Annotated in this window: 25 protein-coding genes; 13 read left to right on the forward strand and 12 right to left on the reverse strand. The window is 36.2% G+C overall.

From position 1 onward, the window contains the following. Positions 1-147 precede the first annotated feature (147 nt). From ACMDB5_RS11290 to ACMDB5_RS11300, 3 genes are all read right to left on the reverse strand, one after another. Positions 148-1,485, reverse strand: coding sequence for a DEAD/DEAH box helicase (locus tag ACMDB5_RS11290; RefSeq protein ID WP_413998360.1), 1,338 nt, complete (start codon positions 1,483-1,485; stop codon positions 148-150). Positions 1,486-1,622: 137 nt separating this feature from the next. Beyond that, a complete protein-coding gene (locus ACMDB5_RS11295) occupies positions 1,623-3,167 on the reverse strand; it encodes a DEAD/DEAH box helicase (RefSeq protein WP_413998361.1) in 1,545 nt (514 codons plus the stop codon). Between the two features lie 102 nt (positions 3,168-3,269). Further along, on the reverse strand, positions 3,270-3,797 hold the full coding sequence (locus ACMDB5_RS11300; protein WP_413998362.1) for a DUF6155 family protein: 528 nt from the start codon (positions 3,795-3,797) through the stop codon (positions 3,270-3,272). Positions 3,798-4,256: 459 nt separating this feature from the next. On the opposite strand from ACMDB5_RS11300, the gene ACMDB5_RS11305 reads away from it, so the two are divergent. The 12 genes from ACMDB5_RS11305 (at position 4,257) to ACMDB5_RS11360 (ending at position 16,371) form a co-directional block, all read left to right on the forward strand. Further along, positions 4,257-4,817 (forward strand): gluconate 2-dehydrogenase subunit 3 family protein, encoded by a 561-nt coding sequence (locus tag ACMDB5_RS11305; RefSeq protein WP_413998363.1) that lies wholly within the window; start codon positions 4,257-4,259, stop codon positions 4,815-4,817. Between the two features lie 54 nt (positions 4,818-4,871). Continuing rightward, a complete protein-coding gene (locus tag ACMDB5_RS11310; RefSeq protein ID WP_413998364.1) occupies positions 4,872-6,575 on the forward strand; it encodes a GMC oxidoreductase in 1,704 nt (567 codons plus the stop codon). Between the two features lie 13 nt (positions 6,576-6,588). Beyond that, positions 6,589-7,743: a Gfo/Idh/MocA family protein gene (locus tag ACMDB5_RS11315; RefSeq protein WP_413998365.1), complete on the forward strand. Its 1,155-nt coding sequence runs from the start codon at positions 6,589-6,591 to the stop codon at positions 7,741-7,743. A 7-nt stretch (positions 7,744-7,750) separates the two neighbouring features. Beyond that, the gene (locus ACMDB5_RS11320) at positions 7,751-8,803 is read left to right on the forward strand and encodes a sugar phosphate isomerase/epimerase family protein (RefSeq protein WP_413998366.1); all 1,053 of its coding nucleotides are present in this window, start codon (positions 7,751-7,753) and stop codon (positions 8,801-8,803) included. Between the two features lie 12 nt (positions 8,804-8,815). After that, on the forward strand, positions 8,816-9,181 hold the full coding sequence (locus tag ACMDB5_RS11325; protein ID WP_413998367.1) for a c-type cytochrome: 366 nt from the start codon (positions 8,816-8,818) through the stop codon (positions 9,179-9,181). Between the two features lie 53 nt (positions 9,182-9,234). Then, a complete protein-coding gene (locus tag ACMDB5_RS11330; protein ID WP_413998368.1) occupies positions 9,235-10,692 on the forward strand; it encodes a Gfo/Idh/MocA family protein in 1,458 nt (485 codons plus the stop codon). Between the two features lie 40 nt (positions 10,693-10,732). Next, complete coding sequence (locus ACMDB5_RS11335; RefSeq protein WP_413998369.1) at positions 10,733-11,455, forward strand: DUF1080 domain-containing protein; 723 nt, start codon at positions 10,733-10,735, stop codon at positions 11,453-11,455. 122 nt (positions 11,456-11,577) lie between these two features. Continuing rightward, positions 11,578-12,813 carry a nucleoside permease gene (locus tag ACMDB5_RS11340; protein ID WP_413998370.1) on the forward strand — a complete coding sequence of 412 codons (1,236 nt, stop codon included), beginning with the start codon at positions 11,578-11,580 and terminating at the stop codon, positions 12,811-12,813. 11 nt (positions 12,814-12,824) lie between these two features. Beyond that, positions 12,825-13,709 (forward strand): hydroxypyruvate isomerase family protein, encoded by an 885-nt coding sequence (locus tag ACMDB5_RS11345; protein ID WP_413998371.1) that lies wholly within the window; start codon positions 12,825-12,827, stop codon positions 13,707-13,709. Between the two features lie 19 nt (positions 13,710-13,728). Beyond that, positions 13,729-14,604 (forward strand): sugar phosphate isomerase/epimerase family protein, encoded by an 876-nt coding sequence (locus ACMDB5_RS11350; protein WP_413998372.1) that lies wholly within the window; start codon positions 13,729-13,731, stop codon positions 14,602-14,604. A gap of 233 nt (positions 14,605-14,837) precedes the next feature. Then, positions 14,838-15,122 (forward strand): DUF3817 domain-containing protein, encoded by a 285-nt coding sequence (locus ACMDB5_RS11355; RefSeq protein ID WP_413998373.1) that lies wholly within the window; start codon positions 14,838-14,840, stop codon positions 15,120-15,122. Next, positions 15,115-16,371 carry a mechanosensitive ion channel family protein gene (locus ACMDB5_RS11360; protein ID WP_413998374.1) on the forward strand — a complete coding sequence of 419 codons (1,257 nt, stop codon included), beginning with the start codon at positions 15,115-15,117 and terminating at the stop codon, positions 16,369-16,371. The genes ACMDB5_RS11355 and ACMDB5_RS11360 overlap by 8 nt, the downstream gene beginning before the upstream one ends. A gap of 107 nt (positions 16,372-16,478) precedes the next feature. On the opposite strand, the gene ACMDB5_RS11365 is transcribed toward ACMDB5_RS11360, so the two are convergent. After that, positions 16,479-16,862, reverse strand: a complete 384-nt coding sequence (locus tag ACMDB5_RS11365) for an acyl-CoA thioesterase (protein ID WP_413998375.1) — start codon at positions 16,860-16,862, stop codon at positions 16,479-16,481. 66 nt (positions 16,863-16,928) lie between these two features. Between ACMDB5_RS11365 and ACMDB5_RS11370 the strand changes: the two genes are divergently transcribed. Beyond that, positions 16,929-17,336, forward strand: a complete 408-nt coding sequence (locus tag ACMDB5_RS11370; RefSeq protein ID WP_413998376.1) for a glyoxalase — start codon at positions 16,929-16,931, stop codon at positions 17,334-17,336. A gap of 5 nt (positions 17,337-17,341) precedes the next feature. On the opposite strand, the gene ACMDB5_RS11375 is transcribed toward ACMDB5_RS11370, so the two are convergent. The 8 genes from ACMDB5_RS11375 to hisB form a co-directional block, all read right to left on the reverse strand. Beyond that, entirely contained in the window at positions 17,342-18,031 is a 690-nt protein-coding gene (locus tag ACMDB5_RS11375) for a DUF4240 domain-containing protein (protein WP_413998377.1), read from the reverse strand. Positions 18,032-18,090: 59 nt separating this feature from the next. After that, positions 18,091-19,746 carry a M1 family metallopeptidase gene (locus tag ACMDB5_RS11380; RefSeq protein ID WP_413998378.1) on the reverse strand — a complete coding sequence of 552 codons (1,656 nt, stop codon included), beginning with the start codon at positions 19,744-19,746 and terminating at the stop codon, positions 18,091-18,093. A gap of 83 nt (positions 19,747-19,829) precedes the next feature. After that, positions 19,830-21,260, reverse strand: a complete 1,431-nt coding sequence (locus ACMDB5_RS11385; protein ID WP_413998379.1) for a leucyl aminopeptidase family protein — start codon at positions 21,258-21,260, stop codon at positions 19,830-19,832. Positions 21,261-21,440: 180 nt separating this feature from the next. Continuing rightward, positions 21,441-22,040, reverse strand: a complete 600-nt coding sequence (gene hisIE, locus ACMDB5_RS11390) for a bifunctional phosphoribosyl-AMP cyclohydrolase/phosphoribosyl-ATP diphosphatase HisIE (RefSeq protein WP_413998380.1) — start codon at positions 22,038-22,040, stop codon at positions 21,441-21,443. A gap of 50 nt (positions 22,041-22,090) precedes the next feature. After that, positions 22,091-22,846 (reverse strand): imidazole glycerol phosphate synthase subunit HisF, encoded by a 756-nt coding sequence (gene hisF, locus ACMDB5_RS11395; protein ID WP_413998381.1) that lies wholly within the window; start codon positions 22,844-22,846, stop codon positions 22,091-22,093. A 46-nt stretch (positions 22,847-22,892) separates the two neighbouring features. Then, on the reverse strand, positions 22,893-23,636 hold the full coding sequence (gene hisA / locus ACMDB5_RS11400; protein ID WP_413998382.1) for a 1-(5-phosphoribosyl)-5-[(5-phosphoribosylamino)methylideneamino]imidazole-4-carboxamide isomerase: 744 nt from the start codon (positions 23,634-23,636) through the stop codon (positions 22,893-22,895). A gap of 13 nt (positions 23,637-23,649) precedes the next feature. Then, positions 23,650-24,231 (reverse strand): imidazole glycerol phosphate synthase subunit HisH, encoded by a 582-nt coding sequence (gene hisH, locus ACMDB5_RS11405; protein ID WP_413998383.1) that lies wholly within the window; start codon positions 24,229-24,231, stop codon positions 23,650-23,652. Positions 24,232-24,262: 31 nt separating this feature from the next. Continuing rightward, positions 24,263-25,399 (reverse strand): bifunctional histidinol-phosphatase/imidazoleglycerol-phosphate dehydratase HisB, encoded by a 1,137-nt coding sequence (gene hisB / locus ACMDB5_RS11410; protein ID WP_413998384.1) that lies wholly within the window; start codon positions 25,397-25,399, stop codon positions 24,263-24,265. Positions 25,400-25,403 lie beyond the last annotated feature (4 nt).

Below are 25,403 nucleotides of genomic sequence, written 5' to 3' on the forward strand. Positions count from 1 at the left end.
ATTACGCCAAACGGAAGGCTAATTTTTAAATAATATCTAATATAAAGAATTTTTCTCTTAATCATAAACAATATTATTAAAAACAAAAAACCATTGCGCATCTTCTTCAAGTTCTTACAATGGTTTATTATTTTGAGGTAAAAACTACTATTTCTTTTTTTGTCTTTTTTCTGGTTTTTCGGCTGCTTCGTTTTTGTTTTGCAACAAATAATTGGCCAACAGTTTTTCGATCAATTCGTCCTTGGTTAGGTGATGAAAAACGGTTTTTATCTTGTTCTTAAATTCCGCATCCACTTCATGGTTGGGTTTGGTTTTGAAGATTTGTTTCGCCCACAAAAGGGTATTATTTTCCTCGATGCTTAGCGCACTAGGTTTTTTGAATTCGCTGAATTTGATTCCCAGTTCTTTTTCAAAATCGGCAATTTCTACTACTTCTTCCGGTTGCAGTACCGTCAACGAAAGTCCCTTTGCTCCTGCTCTTGCCGTTCTTCCGCTACGGTGAACATAAGCTTCATAAACATCAGGTAAATGGTAATTGACTACATAGGATATTTCCTTTACGTCTATTCCTCTCGCCGCCAAATCGGTCGCCACCAATATATTAATATGGCCTTCGCGAAATTGCTCCATGATACGATCTCGGATTCCTTGTGATAAACTTCCGTGCAAGGCTCCCGATGAAAAACGGTTGATTGCCAGATTTTTGGCTAGTTTATTCACCGCGGCTTTGGTTTTGCAAAATATGATTCCACGCTCGCCTTCTCTAGAATTCAAGAAATGCATCAAAACGTCGAGTTTTTCGATAGGATCCACGACAATATATTCATGATCAATTCCTTGATTTCCTACGGTTTCCATGCTTGCGCTGACCTGAACCACATTTTTATGCAAATAATTCTGAATCAGTTGTTTTATGGTTCCCGGCATGGTTGCCGAAAACAATAATGTTTTGTGTTCCTTAGGCAATTCGGCAACAATTTCATCCAGGCTTTCTTTAAGGATTGTCACCATTTCGTCGGCTTCGTCGAGCACAAGGAATTTGGTTTCTTTCAGGTTTATTGCTTTGCGCTGGATTAAATCAATCAAACGTCCAGGAGTTGCCACCAAAACATGGGTTGGCGCTGTTAATCGCTCGATTTGTGGTTTTATTGGGATTCCGCCACAAGTAGCCGCAATAGAAACTTCGGGCAAGTATTTTGCAAAATCTTCCAAATTTCTAAAAATCTGATGTCCCAGCTCGCGTGTAGGAACCAAGATAACGGCTTGAACCGCAGTTGATTTTGTGTCTATTAATTGTAAAATGGGTAATCCAAAAGCTGCCGTTTTTCCTGTACCTGTTTTGGCAAGTCCCACTAAATCAGTCTTGTTTTCCAAAAGTAACGGAATTGCCTTTTGTTGGATTTCTGTAGGCACAACAATTTTCAATTCGGTAATCGCTTTTAGTACGGCTGCCGAAATTCCTAAATCAGTGAATTGTTTTGACATGTTTTTGGATTTATTATTTTATAAAAAATAGTTGTTTTGTATTCTGGTTTTAGCCCCGATGGAAACGGCATCCTGTTGTGGCGAGTTTTGCCACAACAGATACAGTGTACAGCGGGATTAGCTCCTTATATAAATTCTTATTCATCATCGGGTTCGTTCATGATTTTCTCACGATACTTTTTCCCAATCAATAAGGTCATTTTTAGTTTGTAATCGTCAATAAGCCATTCGCGGTAGTTTTTACTGCATTGGCTCAAACATTTTGAATAGCGTTTGATGCGGCAATCGATATCATTGTCTAATTCCTTGGATAAAGATTTCGCTTCCTGCAAGGTTTCGGTATTGTCTACGCACATGGCGGCATGCTGCTCTAGGGATTTATCCAAAACTACTTTGGAACGCAAATTTTGTTTGATGATGAGTTTGTGTTCTTCATCGACATCAAAAGTTACATCGGCAGTTTTACTGAATTTGGCTCTCAATTCCGGCGGCATACTGTATTTGAAAAACATTTCAATCTCAGTATCATCTCGCAGGTTTTCTAGATAAAACTCAGGCGATTTGAAGATGTGTTGCCAGTTTACAGGCTCACTCCATAGACCGAAACGAGCGGCATTATTTCCTAAATCGATAACGGTAAAGTTGTCTTTATTAGGTAATTTTCTGGAACCACGACCAATCATTTGGTAATATAATGTCAACGATTTTGTGGCTCGGTTCAAAATAATGGTTTCTACCGTAGGTTCATCAAAACCGGTGGTCAAAATCCCCACAGAGGTTAATATGGCATCGGGAGTGTATTTGAACCAATGCAAAATATCTTTCCGTTCCTCGTTACTGCTGGTGTTGTCTAGATGACGAATAGGATAACCCGCTTCTCTAAAAGTTTCATAAACATATAAAGAGGTATTGATCCCGTTATTGAAAATCAATGTTTTTTTGCCCAATGATTTCTCGGTATAAGCATGCAATAATTTCTCTTGCATGGCCATATTGGTGTACAAATCATCCGAAGATTTAACGGTATAATCTCCGTTAATCCCTACTTTTAGCGAAGTCAAACCTACATCATAACTATAAGTAGTTGCTTTTGCCAAAAAGCCATTATCAATCAAAGAACTGATCGTGTCCCCTACTATTAGTTCGTTGTAGCTTTCGTTCATAGGCAACTTGATGTTTGAACTCAAAGGAGTTGCCGTAACACCTAGAATAAAAGAGTTGGAGAAAGAGGTCAATAATTTTCGGAATGAGTTGTAATGTGCCTCATCGATAATTACTAATCCAACGTTATCCAGTTGCAGTTTATCATCATTGATACGGTTTTTTAAAGTTTCGACCATCGCCACAAAACAAGAATATTCGTTTTGATCTGGAAAATCTTTAACCTTACTGTTGATGATTTTATTTTTTACGCCAAAACCTTTCAACATTTTAGAGGTTTGCTTGCATAACTCAATTCGATGGGTCAAAACAACCACTTTCTTATCGTGTTGTGACAAATAGCGACGTACAATTTCTGAGAATATCACCGTTTTTCCCCCACCAGTAGGCAATTGATATAACAAATGATGATTTTGTTGAGCATTATCTATACGTTCAAATATAGCATCAATATCTCCTTGTTGATAAGCATAAAGTTCTTTTCTGTCTTCTTTTTCTATTTCTATAGTATTTTCAAACATTGTTTTTTCTTGGATTTTTGCAAAAATACGTCTAAAAAAGAGTTATTCCGTTGTTTTTAATTTAAAAAATAGGGAGTGATTAAATAAAATTAAATTATGGGGTCAATATTCCAATCGTTCAATTATCATTTTAAACTCGGATTTGTTTTTCCATTTTTGCTCAAAAGCTTCATTCTGAATCGATTTTATCCTTGATTTAAAATCAGCCAGAATCCCGTTGCTAATTAAATATTGAACCGCCTGTTCAAAGGAATTGAGCATGCTTTTGAAAAATAATTCCTGTTTTATCGTATGTCCGGCAGAGAAAGTTTGTGCAATTTCGATATTATAAAGCATCACATCGGCAATAAGAAAGGTATCCACACCCAAAACCATAAAGTGCTTGATGTATTTTTGCGCCACAGAACGACGCATTTTCGGCTTTTTGCGACTTCCACCACTTTTTATTGGAAAATACTCATTAGAAATTTTGATTTTACATTCCTGCAAAAGAATATTCTCTTTGGGATTGAAAACAAAGTCATAATAGACTTTTACGGGGCTGAATTTTTCATACAATTCGATAATTTGCTCTTCGAGCTGCTCTTTATTGAGTTCCTTGATGTATTTTTTTAAATCCCGTTTACTCATAATCAAAGTTTAAGAATACAAAAGTAAATTACTTTTAGATTCAATACCGCAAAAATCAACGCTAATACTTTATAGTTATCAATTCATTTGATAAAAATCAGAAATCTTAAATTACGAATTGTGTTTTTTAAGATTGGGTTTTTCTAAATAATTTGCTTTTGAAGCGTATTAAGACGAATAAATTTTACTAAAACGTTTTTTTGTGATAAAATACTGATATAAAATTAGGGATTTTGTTTAAGGAAGCTTCCTTAAATTGCATTTTATTCTTTTTTGATCGACGATTGACATAGCGAATTGAAATTTTGAGATGTTTTCTTTATAATAACTAATAATTATTTAATTAACATCTAATTTTAATAGTAAAAAAGAGAATATGTCAGTTTTTTATTTATTATTGTAATATTTTAATAATTATTAAATATCATAATATTAAACAGAATTACTAATAAATCAGCAATGGACAGACGTAAAGCACTAAAAAATGTGGCCTTTTTATTGGGAACGGCGATCTCCTCAAGTACAATGGGGGTTTTGTTTGAAAATTTTGGAGTCTATGAAAGTGAAAAAAATCAAGTCTCTTTTTCTGCCACCGATGAAGAAATTTTAGCCGAATTCGCAGATATTATCATTCCAACAACTAAATCTTCCCTTGGAGCAAAAGCAGCCGGAGTTGGCAATTTTATTCCCATGATGGTCAGGGATTGTTATCCTGCTAATTTGCAACAGCTTTTTGCTTCCGGCATGAAAGAAATGCTGGCAAAATGTCAAAAAGATTTCAACAAGGATTTTATTTCGCTGAATGCCGCAGAACGCCATAAGTTAATGACTGATTTAACTGCCGAGGCAATTGCCAACGGGAAGAAACCTTCTTTCTTTATGATAACTAGAGATTTGACTTTGTTGGGTTATTTTTCATCTGAAATTGGTTGTACCCAAGCCCGAGAATACCTTCCAGTTCCCGGAAGATATGACGGCAACGCAGATTATAAACCAGGACAAAAAGCTTGGGCAACCTAGAATATTGTCTATTGGACTGCTGATTTTTATTATAAATATTTAAATGAAGTAAAAGTGAATATAAATTCCAATTTAAAAAAGCAAAATACCTACGATGCTATTGTCGTAGGCTCAGGAATTAGTGGAGGTTGGGCCGCAAAAGAACTAACCGAAAAAGGATTAAAAGTTTTAATGCTCGAACGAGGGATGAACATCGAGCACATCAAAGATTATGATTCGGCAATGAAAGCTCCTTGGGAGATTGAACATGCAGGACGGCTTACACAAGAACAAAAAAGAACCCATCCTGTACAAAGTAGGGATTATCCTTATAATGAGGCTACAGAAAAATGGTGGGTAAATGATTTAGAATGTCCTTATACCGAAGACAAACGCTTTGACTGGTACAGAGGCTTTCATGTGGGCGGAAAATCCTTGATGTGGGGACGTCAAAGTTACCGTTTCAGCGAACATAATTTTGAAGATAATGTAAAGGACGGACATGGAAATGATTGGCCTATTCGTTACAAAGATATAGCACCTTGGTATGATTATGTGGAGCAGTTTGCCGGTATTAGCGGGCAAGCCGAGAACTGGCCTCTTTTACCAGATGGTAAATTCTTACCTCCAATGGACATGAATTGCGTTGAAAAATCTGTAAAAGAAAGATTAGAAAAGCATTACAATAATACCCGATTAATGACCATTGGTCGTACCGCAAACTTAACAGTTCCTCACAAAGGTCGAGGAAGTTGCCAATACAGAAGTTTATGCAGTCGTGGTTGTCCGTTTGGTGCATATTTCAGCACACAGTCTTCTACTTTGCCGGCGGCGGTTGCCACCAAAAGATTAACGGTAAGACCCTACTCTATTGTCAACCACATTATTTACGATAAAGACACCAAAAAAGCAAAAGGCGTCATGGTGATTGATGCCGAAACCAATGAAACGATGGAGTTTTACGCAAAGATCGTTTTCGTGAACGCATCAACTTTAGGTTCTACTTTTTTATTGTTGAATTCTACCTCCGAAGCGCATCCTAATGGTTTGGGAAATGCCAGCGGACAGCTAGGACATAACTTAATGGATCACCATTTCCGTTGTGGTGCCGAAGGAACAGCCGAAGGTTTTGAAGATAAATACACCTACGGAAGAAGGGCAAACGGAATTTATATTCCAAGATACCAAAACGTTGGAAATGACAAAAGAGATTATCTCAGAGGTTTTGGTTATCAGGGTGGAGCCAGCAGAGGAGCTTGGCATAAAGAAGTTGCCGAATTGGCTTTTGGGGGTGATTTTAAAGAAACCATGTCGCTTCCCGGCAATAGCTGGAGCATGGGATTAGGTGGATTTGGTGAAATGTTGCCTTATTATGAAAACAGGGTTTACATCGATCATTCTAAAAAAGACAAATGGGGACAGCCTATTTTAGCCATTGACTGCGAATTCAAAGAAAATGAGGCAAAAATGCGCGAAGATATGATGAATGATGCCGCAGAAATGCTCGAAGCATCAGGAATCAAGAACGTGAGAACCTATGACAATGATTGTTATCCGGGTATGGCAATTCACGAAATGGGAACAGCAAGGATGGGGAATGATCCCAAAGATTCTGTTTTGAATAAATGGAACCAGATGCATGAAGTGAAAAATGTATTTGTTACCGATGGTTCTTGCATGCCTTCGATTGCGTGCCAAAATCCGTCTTTGACCTTTATGGCATTAACCGCAAGAGCCTGTGATTATGCGGTAAAAGAATTAAAAAAAGGTAATCTTTAGTGAGCCAAATGCTATGAGAAAATTAAAAATGGGCATGATTGGTGGCGGAAAAAATGCTTTTATTGGGGCAATCCATCGTATTGCCGCCAACATGGATGGTTTGGTCGAATTACATTGCGGAGCATTTAGTTCAAATCCCGAAATTTCGAGGGAATCGGGAAAGGAATTATTCCTGCCCGAAGAAAAATGCTACGCAACTTACCAAGAAATGATTGTAAAGGAAAGCGGTCTTACGGCTGGGCAACGCATGGATTTTGTGACTATCGTCACCCCTAATTTCGCACATTTTGCCCCAGCTATGATGGCTTTGGATCACGGTTTTCATGTTTTAATCGATAAGCCGATGACCTTAAGTTTAGATGAGGCCAAGCAATTGCAGCAAAAAGTTAACGAAACCGGACTCATTTTGTGCCTGACACACACCTACTCGGGCTATCCGATGGTGAAACAAGCGCGAAAAATGGTAGCCGACAATGAATTGGGAAAAATCAGAAAAGTAATGGTCGAATATACCCAAGGCTGGCTGAGTTCTTTATTTGAAAATGAAGGAAACAAGCAGGCAATTTGGCGAACAGATCCCGCCAAAAGCGGTATCAGCGGTTGCATGGGAGACATCGGTACTCATGCAGCTCAACTTGCAGAATATATTTCGGGTACAAAAATTATTCAGATGTGTGCCGATATCAACATTGTCGTTGAAGGCAGGAAATTGGATGACGACGGAAATGTACTGCTGAAATTTGATAACGGCGCCAACGGCATATTGGTTGCCACACAAATTGCAACCGGAGAAGAAAACGGACTGAAAATAAAAATTTATGGCGAAAAAGGAGGCCTAGAATGGCATCAGATGGAACCGAATTCTTTGATAATTAAATGGCCTGACGTACCAACACAGATTTACAGAACCGGAAATAGTTATTTATCAAATAATGCTATGGCTAATACCCGAACGCCGAGCGGTCATCCCGAAGGTTATCTCGAGGCTTTTGCCAATTTATACAAAAATTTTGCTTTGACTTTATCTTCTATCTTGGAAGGGAAAACACCAAGCGCGGAAATGCTCGACTTCCCATCTGTTGATGATGGAGTTCGAGGGATGGCTTTTATAGAAAATGTAATCGCTTCGGGCAAATCAGAACAAAAGTGGTTTGATTTTAAAATTTAAAATAAAAATGACAACAATAAAAGGACCAGCCGTTTTTTTAGCACAGTTTATCGGTGATAAAGCTCCATTTAATTCTTTGGACGGAATTTGTAAATGGGCTTCTGATTTAGGTTTCAAAGGCATTCAAATGCCGACTTTGGATACTCGATTCATCGATTTGCAAAAGGCCGCAGAAAGTAAAACCTATGCGGATGAATTGGCTGGAAAAATCGCTTCTTACGGATTAGAAATAACCGAATTATCAACGCATTTGCAAGGGCAATTAGTAGCGGTTCATCCCGCATATGACGATTTTTTTGATGCTTTTGCTCCAAAAGAAGTCCACGGAAAACCAAAGGCAAGACAGGAATGGGCCGTACAACAATTGAAATATGCCGCAAAAGCTTCCCAAAATTTGGGTTTGAATGCCCATGCGACTTTCAGCGGTTCTTTGCTTTGGCAATATTTTCATCCTTGGCCTCAAAGGCCTCCGGGTTTGGTGGAAGATGGTTTTGCCGAATTGGCCAAACGTTGGTTGCCAATCTTAAATGAGTTTGACCAAAATGGTGTTGATCTTTGTTACGAAATTCATCCCGGCGAAGATTTATTTGACGGAGAAACATATGAAATGTTTTTGAAAGCAGTAAAAAATCATTCCAGAGCCTGTCTTCTGTATGATCCCTCGCATTTTGTTTTACAGCAATTGGATTACATCCAGTATATCGATTTTTATCACGAACGAATCAAAGCCTTCCATGTTAAGGATGCCGAATTTAACCCTACGGGAAAACAAGGAACTTTCGGAGGATACCAAAACTGGATAAACCGTGCAGGGCGCTATCGTTCTCCCGGTGACGGACAAATAGATTTTAAAACCATATTTAGCAAATTGGCGCAATATGATTATAAAGGCTGGGCCGTGATGGAATGGGAATGTTGCCTGAAAAACCAGGAAGATGGCGCACGAGAAGGTGCCGAGTTTATTAAAAATCATATTATAAAAGTGACCGATAAAGCGTTTGATGACTTTGCAGCTGTTGAAGTCAATCAGGCTTTTAACAAAAAAAATTTAGGATTATAAAAACACAAATACATGAAATTTAATTATTTGCTTTTAGGTATTACCATTATTACTTTAAGCTCATTTTCGAAAGAAAATGCAGAAGAAAAATACACACGTAAAGTTGACATTGTTCTACAATCTTCAGATGGCGAAAAATTAATAGCTAAGTCAGATTGTATTGGCTGCCATAAAATGGACAAGAAACTGATTGGTCCCTCCTATTTGGAAATTGCCAATAAATATGCTGCCAATGAGAAAAACATTTCTTATCTGTCCAATAAAATCATCAAAGGTGGCTCAGGCGTTTGGGGAAGCATTCCTATGGGAGCGCATGCATCTATGAAAAAGGACGAGGCAAAGACAATAGCGAAATACATTTTATCGTTGAAAAAATAATCTATTTGTTCCAATACATTTATTAACTAACCAACCAAACTTTTAAAATATAAATGGAAAAAGACGAAAAAGGAAATAAAATCGCGAATAACCGCCGTGATTTTATAAAAACAACAGCTATTGCAGCTGCGGCATTTATGATTGTTCCCCGTCATGTTTTGGGAAGAGGTTTTGTGGCACCGAGTGATCGCTTGCTGATCGCTGGTATTGGTGTTGGAGGAAAAGGTCAGTCTGATATTGCTATGTTTGCCAAAAGCGGGAAAGCCGATATTGCTTTTTTATGTGATGTTGATAGCCGAAGAGCTGTAAAAAGTGTAAATGCATTTCCAAAAGCCAAGTTTTACAAGGATTGGCGTGAAATGTTAGACAAAGAACATAAAAATTTTGATGCCGTTTCGGTTTCAACACCGGATCATAACCATGCCATTCAAACCTTAGCAGCCATGCAATTAGGCAAGCATGTTTATGTGCAGAAACCACTTACGCACGATATTTATGAAGCTCGTATTCTGACTGAAGCAGCCAAAAAATACAAAGTGGTAACCCAAATGGGAAATCAAGGTTCGTCAAATGACGGTACTCGAATCATGAAAGAATGGTACGAAGCAGGCTTAATAGGTGATATTCATACTGTTAAAGCCTGGACAGATCGTCCGGTTTGGCCACAAGGGATTCCTTGGCCTACAAAAGCAGCAGAAATTCCTAAAGAATTAGACTGGGATTTATGGTTAGGAACTGCTCCTCAAAAGAATTATGTAGATAAATTGGTCCCGTTCAACTGGCGCGGATGGTGGGATTATGGCACTGGTGCTCTTGGAGACATGGGCTGTCATTTGATCGAAACCCCATTTAGCATATTAAATTTGAAGTATGCAAAGGATGTTCAATGTAGTGTGGGATCAGTATATGTTGATGAATTTAAAAGAGGCTATTTCCCGGATAGCTGTCCTCCTTCTAGTCACGTTACTTTGACTTTTCCAAAGACGGATAAAACCAAAGGCGACGTAACATTACATTGGATGGATGGCGGAATCCAGCCTGAAAGACCATCAGAATTAGAGCCAAATGAGATTTTTGGCGACGGTGGTAATGGAACTTTATTCATTGGTACCAAAGGAAAAATGATGTGTGACACCTACGGATTGAATCCTCGTTTGCTTCCTATAAGTCGGAATGAGAACATCAAAGTAGCCCAAAAATACTCCCGAGTAAAAGGCGGTGCTGATGGACATTATAGTCAATGGGTTGAAGCATCTATTGCAGGTTATGGAAAGCAGGAAGTAAGCTCGCCTTTTGAGATTGCCGGTCCTTTAACCGAAGCGCTTTTAATGGCAAATTTAGCTATTAGAGGATATGATATCCACAAAGAAATACTGGGTGAAGATGTTTACCCTGGTCGATCGGCAAAATTGTTATGGGACAACAAGAATATGAAAATCACCAATTTTGATGATGTAAACCAGTTTGTAAAACGTGACTATCGCGAAGGATGGTCGAATTTAACTTTATAAACGAGAATTAACTATTGTTTAAACATTAAAACCGATACTTATGATTAAAAATATTTGCACACTACTAATGTTAATGGCTTTGATTCAAACAACACACGCTCAAAAAGGATTCAAACCAATATTTGATGGAAAAACCACCACAGGATGGCACAATTACGGAAAAACCACTGTGGGATCTGCTTGGAAAGTAGAAAATGGAACTTTGCATTTTGATCCTACTGCCGCAAAAAATGGTCAAGGTGGAGATCTTGTCACCGATCAAGAATACACAAATTTCCATTTAAAATTAGAATGGAAAGTTGCTGCCAAAGCCAATAGCGGTATTATTTTTTATGTAAATGAAGATTTAGAAAAATACTCAAACACCTATTCTACTGGCTTAGAAATGCAGGTTTTGGACGATGACGGACATCCTGACGGAAAAATAACCAAACATGCAGCGGGTGATTTATATGATTTAATAAAAAGTTCTAAAGCGGCTGCGAAACCTGTAGGAGAATGGAATACTGCCGAAATAGTTTGCAAATTCGGGAAGCTAACTTTGGTTTTAAACGGCGTCTTTGTAGTTGAAACGGTGCTTTGGGACGATAATTTTAAATCTTTGGTTGCTGGAAGCAAGTTTGCTACTTGGAAAGATTTTGGAACTTTCAAAACCGGAAAAATTGCTTTGCAAGACCATGGCGATCATGTTTGGTACAGAAATATCATGATCAAAGAATGGAATACCATGGATATAACTACGGGTTGCGAAAATGGAATGTAAAAACTGTCCTTAATATACTAAACCAACAAAAGTAAATTTTAAAATTTTACCACATAGTCTCGATTTCTATTGGTAAAAAAATGTTTGCCCTATTAACTACCAAAAAAAATAACCAAAAAATAATGAATACTACTACCCGATTCAAATTATCATTGATGATGTTCCTCGAATTCTTTATTTGGGGCGCATGGTTTGTAACACTTGGCACCTTCTTGGGGAACAATTTACAAGCTTCCGGATCAGAAATAGCTTCTGTTTTTTCAACCCAATCTTGGGGTGCCATCATAGCTCCTTTTATTATAGGTTTAATTGCTGATCGTTATTTTAATGCGGAGAAAATCTTGGGAATTCTTCATCTTATTGGCGCTTTTTTGATGTATCAAATGTATCAGTCGGATGAAGTAGGCATCTTTTACACTTACGTTTTGAGTTACATGATTTTATACATGCCAACTTTGGCTTTAGTAAATTCAGTTGCCTTTAATCAAATGAAAGACCCAGAAAAAGAGTTTGCAAATATCAGGGTTTGGGGAACAATTGGCTGGATTTTAGCCGGATTATCGATTAGCTTTTTGTTTCATTGGGATTCTGCCGAAGCTATTTCTCAAGGATTACTCAAAAACACCTTTCTTTTATCAGGAATTGCAGCTTTTATGCTAGGAATTTTCAGCTTTACTTTACCTAAAACGCCTCCAAAAGTTGCTTCCACAGAAAAAATAAAAATCGGTGACTTGCTCGGTTTTGACGCCTTAAAATTATTAAAAGATAAAAATTTTGCAATATTTTTTGTTTCGTCCATTCTGATCTGTATTCCTTTGGCTTTTTATTACCAAAATGCGCATCCGTTTTTGACTGATGCTGGAATCGAAAATCCTACAGGAAAAATGGCTATCGGGCAAATATCCGAAGCCCTATTTTTATTGTTAATTCCAATGTTTTTTGTTCGTTTTGGATTTAAAAAGACCATTCTTGTTGGCATGTTGGCTTGGGCACTTCGTTATGTTCTCTTTGCTTACGGCAATGGTGCCGATTTGAGTTTTATGCTCATTATTGGAATAGCTTTACATGGTATTTGTTACGATTTCTTTTTCGTCTCAGGTCAAATTTATACTAATTCAAAAGCCGGCGAAAAATACAAAAGTGCTGCCCAAGGCTTAATAACACTTGCAACTTATGGTCTGGGAATGTTGATTGGCTTTGGAGTTGCAGGATGGATTACCGATAATTACAAAACCCTTGATGGGGCAATCGATTGGGAAATGGTATGGGTAATTCCTGCCGGTATTTCCTTAGTGGTATTTTTACTTTTTGCCCTTTTATTTAAAAATGATAATAAAACTGAAATTCCAACAATCTAAATTATATTAAAATGAGTTCTAATTTAAGCAGAAGGTCTGTCATAAAAAATATTGTGGCGGGAGCGGTAGCATTAAACATTCCATTAGGATTTTCTGCTATGGCAAATTCTAATGAAGAAAATATGGAAATTTTAAAAGGAAATATTAATCACTCCGTTTGCAGATGGTGTTTTAGCAGTATTGATCTTGAAACACTATGTATCGAAGCCAAAAAAATAGGGATTTCGGCTATCGATTTAGTTGGACCAAATGATTGGCCTATTTTGAAAAAACATGGACTTATGTCTGCGATGTGTAGCGGGGCAGAAATCAATTTAGTTGACGGTTTCAATGATCCACAATTTCATGAAACCTTGATAAAAAACTATACCGAAATGATTCCACTGGTTGCCAAAGCCGGATACAAGAATTTGATTTGCTTTAGCGGAAATAAAAGAGGAAAAACTGATGAAGAAGGCTGGAATAACTGTGTAAAAGGATTGCAAGCATTGATTCCTTTGGCTCAAAAGCATAATGTAGTCTTGGTTATGGAATTATTAAACAGTAAAATAGACCATAAAGATTACCAATGTGACACTACAAAATGGGGAGTTGAGCTGGCCAAACGCCTTAATTCGGAACATTTCAAGTTGCTTTATGATATCTATCACATGCAAATTGATGAAGGAGATGTAATACGAACAATCAGGGAAAATCATAAGTATATAGCACATTATCACACCGCTGGTGTTCCCGGTAGAAACGAAATTGACGAAAACCAAGAATTAAACTACCCAGCCATCATGAAGGCAATCGTACAAACAGGGTTTACAGGCTATGTAGCACAAGAATTTATTCCTAAGAATCCAAACAAGATAGATTCTTTAAGAAAAGCGATTGCGATTTGCAATATTTAAAAACAAACAATTACGATCAATGATAAAAAGAAGAACTTTTTTAATAAACAGCGGATTGGCTCTGGGCGCAATAGCATTGGCACCTTCATTGGCTTTCAGCAGCAAAAATAAAAACATAGGATTACAATTGTATACTTTGCGTGAGAGCTTTCCTTCTAATGTAAAAATGGTTTTGGAACAAGTTGCCAAAGCGGGTTTTAAAGAAGTGGAAACCTATGGTTTTTCAGCCAAAAACGGCTTTTTTGGTACTCCTGTAAAAGAGTTTAAAACCATTTTGTCCGATAATGGTTTAAAATCTCCGAGTGGTCATTATGATTTTGGTTCATTTTTTAAAGACGGAAACGCTGATCTTTTGAAAAAAACGATTGAAGCCGCTAATATATTAGGAAGCCAATACATAACAATTCCTTGGCTAGAGGAATCTCTCAGAAAAAGTGCCGATGATTATAAAAAAATTGCCGCCAAAATAAATGAAGCAGCGGTTTTATGCAAAAAATCTGGACTAAAACTGGGGTATCATAACCATGCTTTTGAGTTTATGCAGTATGATAATACAACTGGTTATCAAATTTTGTTGAATGAAACCGACAAAAAATTGGTCGATTTTGAACTGGATTTGTATTGGGTTGTACGATCCGGAAATGATCCTTTGCAACTATTTAAGGAAAATCCGGGGCGTTTTACGATGTGGCACGTAAAAGATATGGACACAAAAAACCCGGATTGGAATACCGAAATTGGTAACGGAAAAATAGATTTTAAGTCCATTTTTGCCGAAGCAAACCTTTCTGGAGTAAAACATTTTTTTGTCGAACAGGAAACTAATTATGTTCCCAACCCAATAGAATCTGTAAAAACAAGTTGTCAATATGTTAGTAAGCATTTGCTTTCTTAAAAATCAAAATTTATAAATAACATAAAAACCAACTTAATACTTGGTTTTTATGTTTTAATTCGACTTTTAATTATTCTATAACATACTCTTTAATTTGATGTGACTGCATCTTTTTAAAATTCAGATTATCAGCGATCAAAATTTAACTTTTAAAGTAAATTAGTTTTAGATTCAATGCTTCTAAAATCAATGTTATTGTCTAATTTTGTCGATTATTACTAAAAATAAATTAAATGCTTAAGATTTTCAAGATTACCGCGATTCTAGAAGGAATATCCTATTTGGTTTTATTTGCTAATATGCTTTTAATCAAGCCTACACACATTGATTTATACAAAATGTTGCTGTATCCTATAGGAATGGGTCACGGCGTACTTTTTATAGGATATGTTTTGTTGGCTGTTTTATTAAAAAACGTTCAAAATTGGGATTTTAAAAACTTAGGTATTATTTTATTAGCTTCTCTTGTACCTTTTGGCACTTTTTATATCGATAAGAAATATTTAAAGAATGTATAAATTCATAGAGCAAATTTTCACTTTCCTTTACCCCATTTTTAGAAAATGGGGATTGGGATATAATTTTGCCTCTTATTTAAGTTTATTTATAAACATTACCCTGCTGTGTTTTTTGGCTTACGGTATCTATGTGGTTTTCCGACTCGTCTTGGTTACCATAATTGTATTTGTAGCAAAAAAAACCAAAACCAATTTTGATGATTTATTGGTATCCAATAAAACTGCAAAATACATTGCACACCTTATCCCGTTATTATTTATTTACAAATCTGTACCGATAATTCTGGATAAATACGAATATTGGGAAGATGTTTTCGGGAAATTAGTAGGTATCTATATTGTATTTCTGATTTTATGGATCATACGAACCGTCTTTAATGCATTGAGGGATTATTTAAAAGTAAAACCTCGATATAGCGATAAACCTATTGATAGCTTTATTCAGGTAATCATGATCGTGCTTTGGGTGGTGGGAATTATATTGATCGTTTCAAAAATATTTGATATTGATCGTAGAGAACTCTTGACTACTTTTGGAGCTGTTTCGGCTTTGATTATTTTGATTTTCAGAGACATTATTTTAGGATTTGTAGCCAGCGTTCAGGTTTCTATAAATGATATGGTTCGAATTGGTGATTGGATTACAATGGAAAAATTTGGTGCTGACGGTGATGTAATCGAAATTAATTTAACCACGGTTAAAGTTCGAAATTTTGACAATACCACTACTACGATTCCAACCTATAGCTTGAGTTCGGATTCTTTTCGCAACTGGCGAGGTATGTTTAAATCTAATGGAAGACGAATTAAAAGGCACATTCTTATAAAAACAAGTAGTATTCGTTTTTTGGATGATGCAGAATTGGATAATTTGAAGAAAATTCAACTTATCAGTACTTATATTGACACCAGAAAAAAAGAAATAGACCGGTTTAATAATATCAATTCTATTGATAAATCAATTCCAATCAATGGTCGAAATATTACTAATTTAGGTTTGTTTCGAAAATATGTAATTGAATATCTACGCCATCATCCAGCTCTAAACCAAGAGATGCTGATGCTTTGTCGCCAATTGCAATCAGACTCTCATGGAGTTCCTTTAGAAATTTATGCATTTACAAGTGACAAAAAATGGGAAAGCTATGAATACATTATGGCCGACATTTTTGATCATGTTATTGCAGCCGTAGGTTATTTCGACTTAAAAATTTATGAATTGCCTTCTGAAAAAGAGTATCTTAATTAAACAATAAATAAGCCTTCACTTTTTTAAAAATAGTGAAGGCTTATTTTTAATATCATTCTGTTAAAATTCAGATTAGTTTTTTTTTAAAAGATCGCGTTTAAGATTTATTAAAGGCGATTTTTAACATACTCAATTTCTGTTTTACCATGTGCTTTTGGCTTTCCATCGGCTCCCAGATTGACCATCGTGGTATTATCTATGGTAATAATTGTTTCGCGTGTCATCATGTTGCGAACTTCACATTTTAAGGTGAGTGAGGTATTTCCAAATTTTACGACATCAATTCCAATCTCAATAATATCGCCTTGTTTTGCCGAACTTCTAAAATTTATCTCAGACATGTGTTTGGTAACAACTTTGGGATTCTCTAGCTGAATAATCGTGTATAAGGCCAGCTCTTCATCGATCCAAGCTAACAATTTTCCGCCAAATAAAGTCCCATTTGGATTCAAATCTTCGGGTTTTACCCATTTTCTGGTATGAAATCTCATAGTTTTTATTTTATAATGCTAAAATAACGTTTCTACACTTATTTTTTTTTATTTTTAAAGAAAAATATGAACCAAAGAGATGTTTTTTTAAAGGAACTCCGTGGAGAAACTATTGGAAGTGTAAGCGCTCAATCTTCATCGGATGAAATGTTTCAAAATCAGGTACTTCGACCAATACTGAAATTGCAAAACGAACTGTTTATTGCTTCTTTTAATAATTATATATCCAAGTACAAAGGGGATTTTTATTCCCAATCGGTGGAGAAAAAATTGGCCACAATTGAAAATGCAATACAAAAAGACATTAAATTTCGAAATGCGTTGAAAGGGATGATCATTGGTTTATTCACTACAGATGAGTACCTCCTGTATATAAAAAACTCATCAAGCCTAAATAAAAGGATGATGAGTATGCTTATCGAAAGATTAAAAAGCCAAATACAATTATTTGAAAATAACTTTAATACAGACTGAATTGTTTATTTCCAAAGATTTTTAAATAATACAGGACAAATGAGCTCCATGGTCTTTGGTTCCTCAACGTTCCAAGTAAAATCTAACAAAGGATAATTTTCGTCATTCGTCAAGAATTGCTCATAATCAATATAAGGATATAATTCTTGACCGGTACTATTTTTAAATGCTGAAACGGCCACAAACCAGAAACCTTCAAATTGATAGGATTCCTTATTGGCAATGACTTCATTAATCAAATAGTCAGGATTTGTCTTTGCTTTATAAAAAACATCCTTGCCTCTAGAAATTATCCAGCATCTAAAATAATCAAAATCTCCATCAGAAACTCCGCCATTCATAATAAAGGCGGCGCACCACAATTCTTGGTTATAGGTGTCAAATAGAAGTTTATCTGTCCTTAAACGAAATCCTATTATTTCTTTTGGAGTCAATTTTTCTATTTCAGAAACTAAAAAAAGTTCTTGATCTTCTTGGTCCGTATATTCTTTTAGTGATTTTTCAATTATGCTCCAATATTGCTCCTCATCAAGCATCTCATTTGTTTTTGACAATAATACGCTATCCTGAGCGATACTCGTACTGTCAATAATAGGAATCGCATTCGGTTTTACACTGGGAATACTTTTTTCTTGACCAGAAACAGTAATTCCCAAAAATATAAAGCAGAACAAGATGGCATTTGAGTTTTTCATAAAAGTGATAGAATAAGTCCGTTCGTCTGTTTTATATTCTGGGATAAAATTAATAAATATTATTCTGTGATATTAAATTGAGCGATATAAAAATTGGCATCAATTTTCAGTTTTTGATTTTCGGCTTCAATTGTTTCTTGTTTCCAATCAGTCTTCGGTTGAAGCCATTTTTCGGTCCCATTTATAGTTACTTTAATTGGCATATTAAAATCAGCTACACAATTTGCCCAACGAAATCCTAAGGTATTCCCTTTAAAATAATATTCTAATGTAGGTATTCTGGTGTCCCTTAAATACTGGTTAAAGAAAGTTGATAAATCTACGCCAACTGCGGTGCTTAAATAGTCCTCAATTTGTTTTGTAGTAACCGTTTGATGGTAAAAAGTACTGTTTAATCCTCTCAAAATGCTTCTCCATTTCTCATCATCATTCACAATCTGGCGTAAAGTATGTAGCATATTCGCTCCTTTATAATACATATCGCCCGAACCTTCGCTGTTTACATCATAGCGCCCAATAATTGGTTTGTCGTTTTGAATACTTTTTCTAACACCTTTTACGTAATCAAAACCGGCTTGTTTACCATAATAATATTCCACAAAAAGACTTTCGGAGTAGTTGGTAAAACTCTCATGAATCCACATATCAGCGATATCTTTGTAAGTGATGTTATTTGCAAACCATTCATGTCCTGATTCATGGATGATAATAAAATCAAATTTTAGTCCCCAGCCTGTTCCGCTTAAATCTCTTCCACGATATCCATTTTCAAAATTATTGCCATAGGTCACAGAACTTTGATGTTCCATTCCTAAATAGGGCGCTTCTACCAGTTTGTAACTGTCTTCATAAAAAGGGTAAGGCCCAAACCAATGCTCGAAAGCTTTAAGCATTCGCGGAACGTCCTTGAATTGAATTTTTGCTTTGGCTAAATCATCTCTTAGAACATAGTAACTACAATCTAAATCTCCTTTTTCACCTTTATATTTTTCGGAAAAAGAAACATAATCTCCAACATTTATATTCACCCCATAATTATTGATTGGATTTGATACGTACCAATTGAAGGTTTTTGTGCCGTCTTTTAATTTTTTTACACTTTGCAAACGACCATTGGAAACATCCATTAAATTACCGGGAACATTAACGCTAATCAACATATTCTCTACCTCGTCATACATATGATCCTTATTAGGCCACCATACGCTGGCGCCCAATCCTTGACAGGAAGAGGCAATAAATGGGTTACCATTATTGTCTTTTTTCCAAGTTATTCCTCCATCCCATGGTGGGTTTACGGCCACTTTAGGTTTTCCGCCATAAAAGACAGTCAATTCTTTTACGGCTCCTTTTATTTGCGGAGCAAGCAATTCAATGAAAAAAGCATTTCCTTCTCGTTGGAATTTCAATTCTTTGCCATCCTGAATTACTTTATCAATTCTCATAGGATTTTGCAAATCAATTTGCATACGATTGTAAGCATCCAATACTTTGTATCTAATCAAGTTAGATCCTGTAATTGTGCTGTCTGCAGGATTTACTTTTACGTTAAGATGGTAGTATTTTACATCCCACCAAGCTCTTTCCTTGGTTATGCTTCCTCTTAAGGAATCTTGTCTGGTGAAAACTTCATTCGATTTTTGCAGTAAGCCTTGAGCGCTTGCTGAGTTAGAAATAAAAAATGCAATAAAAACAACGCTGAAATATTTTTTCATGAATATGAAACTTTTAAAATAAAACGATAAATGTAGGTAATTTTAATCTTTTTGTTAAAGAAGAATTCTCTTTTAAAATGGTTTTACAACTCTTCTATAAATTGGGTTAATAACTGGACACCGTAAGCAGTTGCATGCTTACTTTTGGCAAATTCATCATCTCCAAAAGCCACCCCGGCAATATCCAGATGTGCCCAAGCGGGATGGTCTTGTGTGAAATACTCCAAAAATTTAGCTGCACTGATAGCACCGGCAAGGGGTTTACCACTATAATTTTTAACATCAGCAATATCGCTTTCAATATCTTGTTTATAAACATCCCATAATGGTAATGGCCATAAACGCTCGCCAATAGCATCCCCTACTTTTTGTAGTTTTTTTGAAATGGCTTCATTGTTGGTAAATAAAGCGGCACATTCATGACCAAATGTTCCCATGCTACTTCCTGTCAATGTGGCAATGTCAATGATATATTCGGGTTCAAAGTTTTTAATCAAATAAGATAATCCATCGGCTAAAATCAATCGTCCTTCAGCGTCTGTATCAATGATTTCAATTGAATTTCCGCTATAACTATGAATCACATCACTAGGCAAAAGGGACTTATTGTCTACCGAATTTTCGGCACAAGGAACAATTGCTGTTATTTTAACTGGCAATTGCAAATCGGCGATGAGTTGCATTGCTCCAAATACAGCCGCTCCTCCAGCCATGTCGCATTTCATTTCTAGCATTCCTGCTGTTTTGATGTTTAAACCACCGGTATCAAATGTGATTCCTTTTCCTAGCAATCCAATATGTTTTAAAGATTTTTCATTTTCTTTAGGAACATATTTCATGATTATAAATTGAGGCTCGTGTTGGCTAGCTTTTCCTACTGCTAAAAAAGCGCCTAAACCTTGTATTTCACAAGCTTCTAAGCCCAAAACTTCAACTTCAAAACCATATTTAGCCCCTTTGTCCATCGCCCAATTCGCCAGATATTTAGGCGAAACTTTATTAGGAGGTAAATCTACCAATCGCAATGTTTCGAGTTGGGCTCTGGCAATCTTTATAGCTTTATTTATAATTACCGAATGATCATTTGTAGATAAAATTTCTAATTCGAAATGATCATCTAAAAAAGGATGCTTTCCTTTAATTTTATAATGCCCCAGATTGTAAGTACCCAAAAGCAATCCTGAAACGCTAGCTTCAACTAATGCATCGTTAAATTGTTCAGGGATAAATAATGCCACGCATTTCGGGAAACTTTCTATTTCTTTTGAGGAAATTCTTCTAAAAATCGTTTTTATAGATCTATAATCGATTTCTTTTCCTAAACCAATAAATAAGTAAATATTGTTATTCTTTTCGGCCAAATAATGAGTGTCTTTTTTTCCATAAAAAACTTTTGAAGAAATCTCTATATCATCAAATTTTATTGGAATAATACTCTTGGAGCTAGTTTCAAAAACCGGTATTAAAATAGTACCCGAAAAATTCTCTAGATTCGATATTTTTTTAGTTTTCATAATATACGATTATGCTATTATTTACTGGGGAATTACTCTCTATTATAGAGTTCTTGTCCCATTTGAAGTAGCTTTTAAATTTAGAGTAAATATAATCTATTGCTGTTTCAAAAAAAAGAAAACCCAATAGTAAATGAATATACCATTGGGTTTTGATTTTATTTTGCAAAGAACAGATTGCTATTTTTGACGGCTTTTTAAGACATTAACCACATCATCTATTTCAAATCCTTTGGCTTGCAATAAAATGAGATAGTGAAATAATAAATCAGCACTTTCACTCAAGAACAAATCATCATTATTGTCTTTAGCTTCAATAACCACTTCTACCGCTTCCTCTCCCACTTTTTGGGCTATTTTATTCATTCCTGATTTAAATAGGGAAGCAACATAGCTTTTTTCAGAATCGGCGTTTTCTTTTCTCTGTTTTATTGTTTGTTCCAAAGAGGAAATAAAACCATAATTCGGCTTGTTTTCTGTTGACCAGCAGCTGTCAGTACCTTTGTGGCAAGTTGGACCTTCGGGTTTTACCTGAATCAAAAGCGTATCGTTGTCGCAATCATTTTTTACATCAATTAGGTGTAAAAAATTGCCGCTTTCCTCCCCTTTTGTCCAAAGTCTTTTCTTGGTTCTACTGTAAAAAGTCACTTTACGGGTATCGATTGTCATATCATAGGCTTCGGCATTCATGTAACCCAGCATCAGGACATTTTTGGTTTCGCTGTCTTGAATTATTGCCGGAATTAGGCCGTCTGTATTTTTTGAAAAATCTATGTTCATTTCAATTTAGGATTTAGTCCCGATAGACATCGGGATTCGATTCTAGGATTTTAAAGCCTAACCTCGATATCGTTGTTTTTTAATTCTCTTTTCAATGTTTTTATCTCGATTTCTTTAAAATGAAATACGCTTGCCGCCAAGGCTGCATCTGCTTTCCCGATCTTAAAGCAGTCTACGAAGTGTTGTATGTTTCCAGCTCCACCAGAAGCAATTATCGGAATATTTACCAGTTCCGAAAGTCTCGCCAGGGCTTCGTTTGCAAAACCATTTTTGGTTCCGTCGTTATCCATCGAGGTAAACAGGATTTCGCCCGCACCACGATGCTCCACTTCCTTTGCCCAATCAAATAAGTTCAACTCGGTAGGCACTTTCCCGCCAACCAAATGAACAATCCATTTACCGTCAATCTGTTTGGCATCAATAGCAACAACCACGCATTGGCTTCCGAATTTCTGCGCCAAATCATTAATCAGCTGCGGATTTTTTACCGCCGAAGAATTGATAGAAACCTTATCGGCTCCGTTTTGCAACAATATTTCAACATCGGAAACCGAAGAAATTCCGCCGCCAACCGTAAACGGAATGTTTATCGTTGAAGCCACTTTTCGAACCAAATCAACCAAGGTTTTTCTCCTTTCCTCTGTTGCTGAAATATCCAAAAAAACCAGTTCATCGGCACCTTTATCCGAATAGATTTTGGCCAATTCTACCGGATCTCCTGCATCCCGTAAATCTACGAAATTAACGCCTTTTACCGTTCTTCCATTTTTTATGTCAAGACAGGGTATTATTCTTTTTGTTAGCATTTTTTTTGTATTGTTTCATATCGTAGAGACGCACTGCAATGCTTCTCTACAGTGATATTATATATTGTTCTAATTGTTTCAACGAAATTCTCCCTTCATAAATTGCCTTTCCGATAATCGTTCCTTCGCAACCCAATTCGGCTAATTTTGGCAATTCATTAAAGGTGGAAATCCCTCCCGAAGCAATCAATTTAATCGCTGATCCTCCCGATTTGACATTGCATTGCTCCAAAATTTTAGCGTACAAATCAAAACTTGGTCCTTCGAGCATGCCGTCTTTGGCGATATCAGTGCAAATTACATACTGAATCCCTTTCTCTTGATAGTCCTGAATAAACGGAATCAAATCTTCGTTTGAATCTTCAAGCCAGCCCGAAACGGCTACTTTTTCGTTGTTGGCGTCTGCTCCAAGTATGATTTTATCTGCGCCATATTCGGCTATCCATTTTTCGAATATCGTCCTGTTTTTAACGGCAATACTTCCTCCAGTGATTTGGTTTGCGCCGCTTTCGAAAGCTATTTTCAAGTCGGAATCCGATTTCAATCCGCCACCAAAATCAATCTTCAATTTGGTTTTTGTCGCTATTTGTTCCAATATTTTATAATTGACAATTTGACTCGATTTGGCTCCGTCCAGATCCACCAAATGCAAATATTCAATGCCGTGCGCCTCAAATTCTTTGGCTACTTCAAGCGGGTTTTCATTGTAAATAATCTTAGTATTGTAATCACCTTTCGATAAACGAACGCATTTTCCGTCGATGATATCTATTGCTGGTATTATTCTCATTGGATTTTTTAATTTAAAGATTTAGGAAATTTCCCAAAATTTGTTCTCCTGCATCGCCGCTTTTTTCGGGATGAAATTGGGTTCCATAAAAATTATTCTTTTGCAAGGCCGAGGCGTATTCCACTTCGTAATCCGTCGTGGCGATGGTTTCAGGACAATTTGGGGCATAGAAACTGTGCACCAAATACATGTATTCCTTCTCCTTTATTCCTTCGAATAAAGACGATTTCAGATTGTAAATCTGATTCCAACCCATTTGCGGCACTTTTACTTTTGAAGTGAATTTTATCACATCGATGTCAAAAATTCCCAATCCTTTGGTATTTCCTTCTTCGGATGTTTTGCACATCAATTGCATTCCCAAACAAATTCCCAAAACTGGCTGTTTTAAAGTGGGGATCAACGCATCCAAACCGCTTTTTCGAAGCATTTCCATCGCGGAACTGGCTTCGCCTACTCCTGGAAAAATTACTTTGTCGGCCCCTTTTATTTCCTCGGGATTATCGCTCAGAACGGCTTTAAAACCCAATCTTTCGATAGCAAACATGATGCTCTGAATATTTCCCGCTCCGTAATTTATAATGACAATTTTCATTGATAATTTATAATTCAAAATTTATAATTTCCTAAAGCATTCCTTTCGTACTCGGCAAAATCATCTTTTCGGTATCGCGCTTTACGGCCACTTTTATTGCTTTGGCAAAAGCCTTAAAGATAGCCTCAATTTTGTGATGCTCGTTCGTTCCTTCGGCTTTTATGTTGATGTTTGCTTTGGCACCATCCGAAAATGATTTGAAGAAATGATAAAACATCTCCGTCGGCATTTTCCCAACCATTTCACGTTTGAATTCGGTCTCCCAAACCAACCAGTTTCTTCCCCCAAAATCAATAACAACCTGCGCCAAACAATCGTCCATCGGCAAACAAAAACCGTAACGCTCGATGCCTAATTTATTGCCTAATGCTTTGGCAAAAACTTCCCCGAGTGCAATTGCTGTATCTTCAATCGTATGATGCTCATCGACTTCCAGATCTCCTTTTACAGTAATTTCCAAATCCATTTGTCCGTGGCGGGCAATCTGGTCCAACATATGATCAAAAAAAGCAATTCCGGTTTCAATTTTACTTTTTCCGGTTCCATCCAGATTTAAATTAATAAAAATATCCGTTTCATTTGTTTTTCTTTCAATCGAAGCGGAACGAGCTTCTAATTTTAAGAATTCATAAATTACTTTCCAATCTGTTGTTTCTAATGTAATAACCGAATCAAGTTCTTCCCTTTTTGAAGTAATTTCCGCGCTTCCTAATCCTTCTTCTTTATTGATAAAAATTGCTTTTGCGCCTAAATTTTTAGCTAATTCCACATCGGTTAAGCGATCACCTAAAACAAAGGAGTTTTCCAAATCATAGGCAGGATTATCAATGTATTTCGTCAGCATTCCGGTTCTAGGCTTACGGGTTGGAGCGTTCTCTTCCGGAAAAGAACGATCTACAAAAATATCATCAAAAAGAACGCCTTCGTTTTCAAAAGCTCTCAGAATGAAATTTTGCGTAGGCCAAAAGGTATCTTCTGGAAAACTTTCCGTTCCTAGGCCATCTTGGTTCGTAACCATAACCAATTCATATTCTAGTTCTTTGGCAATTTTGGATAAATACTGAAATGCCTTCGGATAAAATTCGAGTTTGTCTAAACTATCTAGTTGATAATTTTTTGGTTCCAAAACCATCGTTCCATCACGATCTATAAAAAGTACTTTTTTCATTCTA

Origin of the sequence: Flavobacterium sp. W1B (genome assembly GCF_047344965.1) — a bacterium.
Taxonomy (GTDB): domain Bacteria; phylum Bacteroidota; class Bacteroidia; order Flavobacteriales; family Flavobacteriaceae; genus Flavobacterium.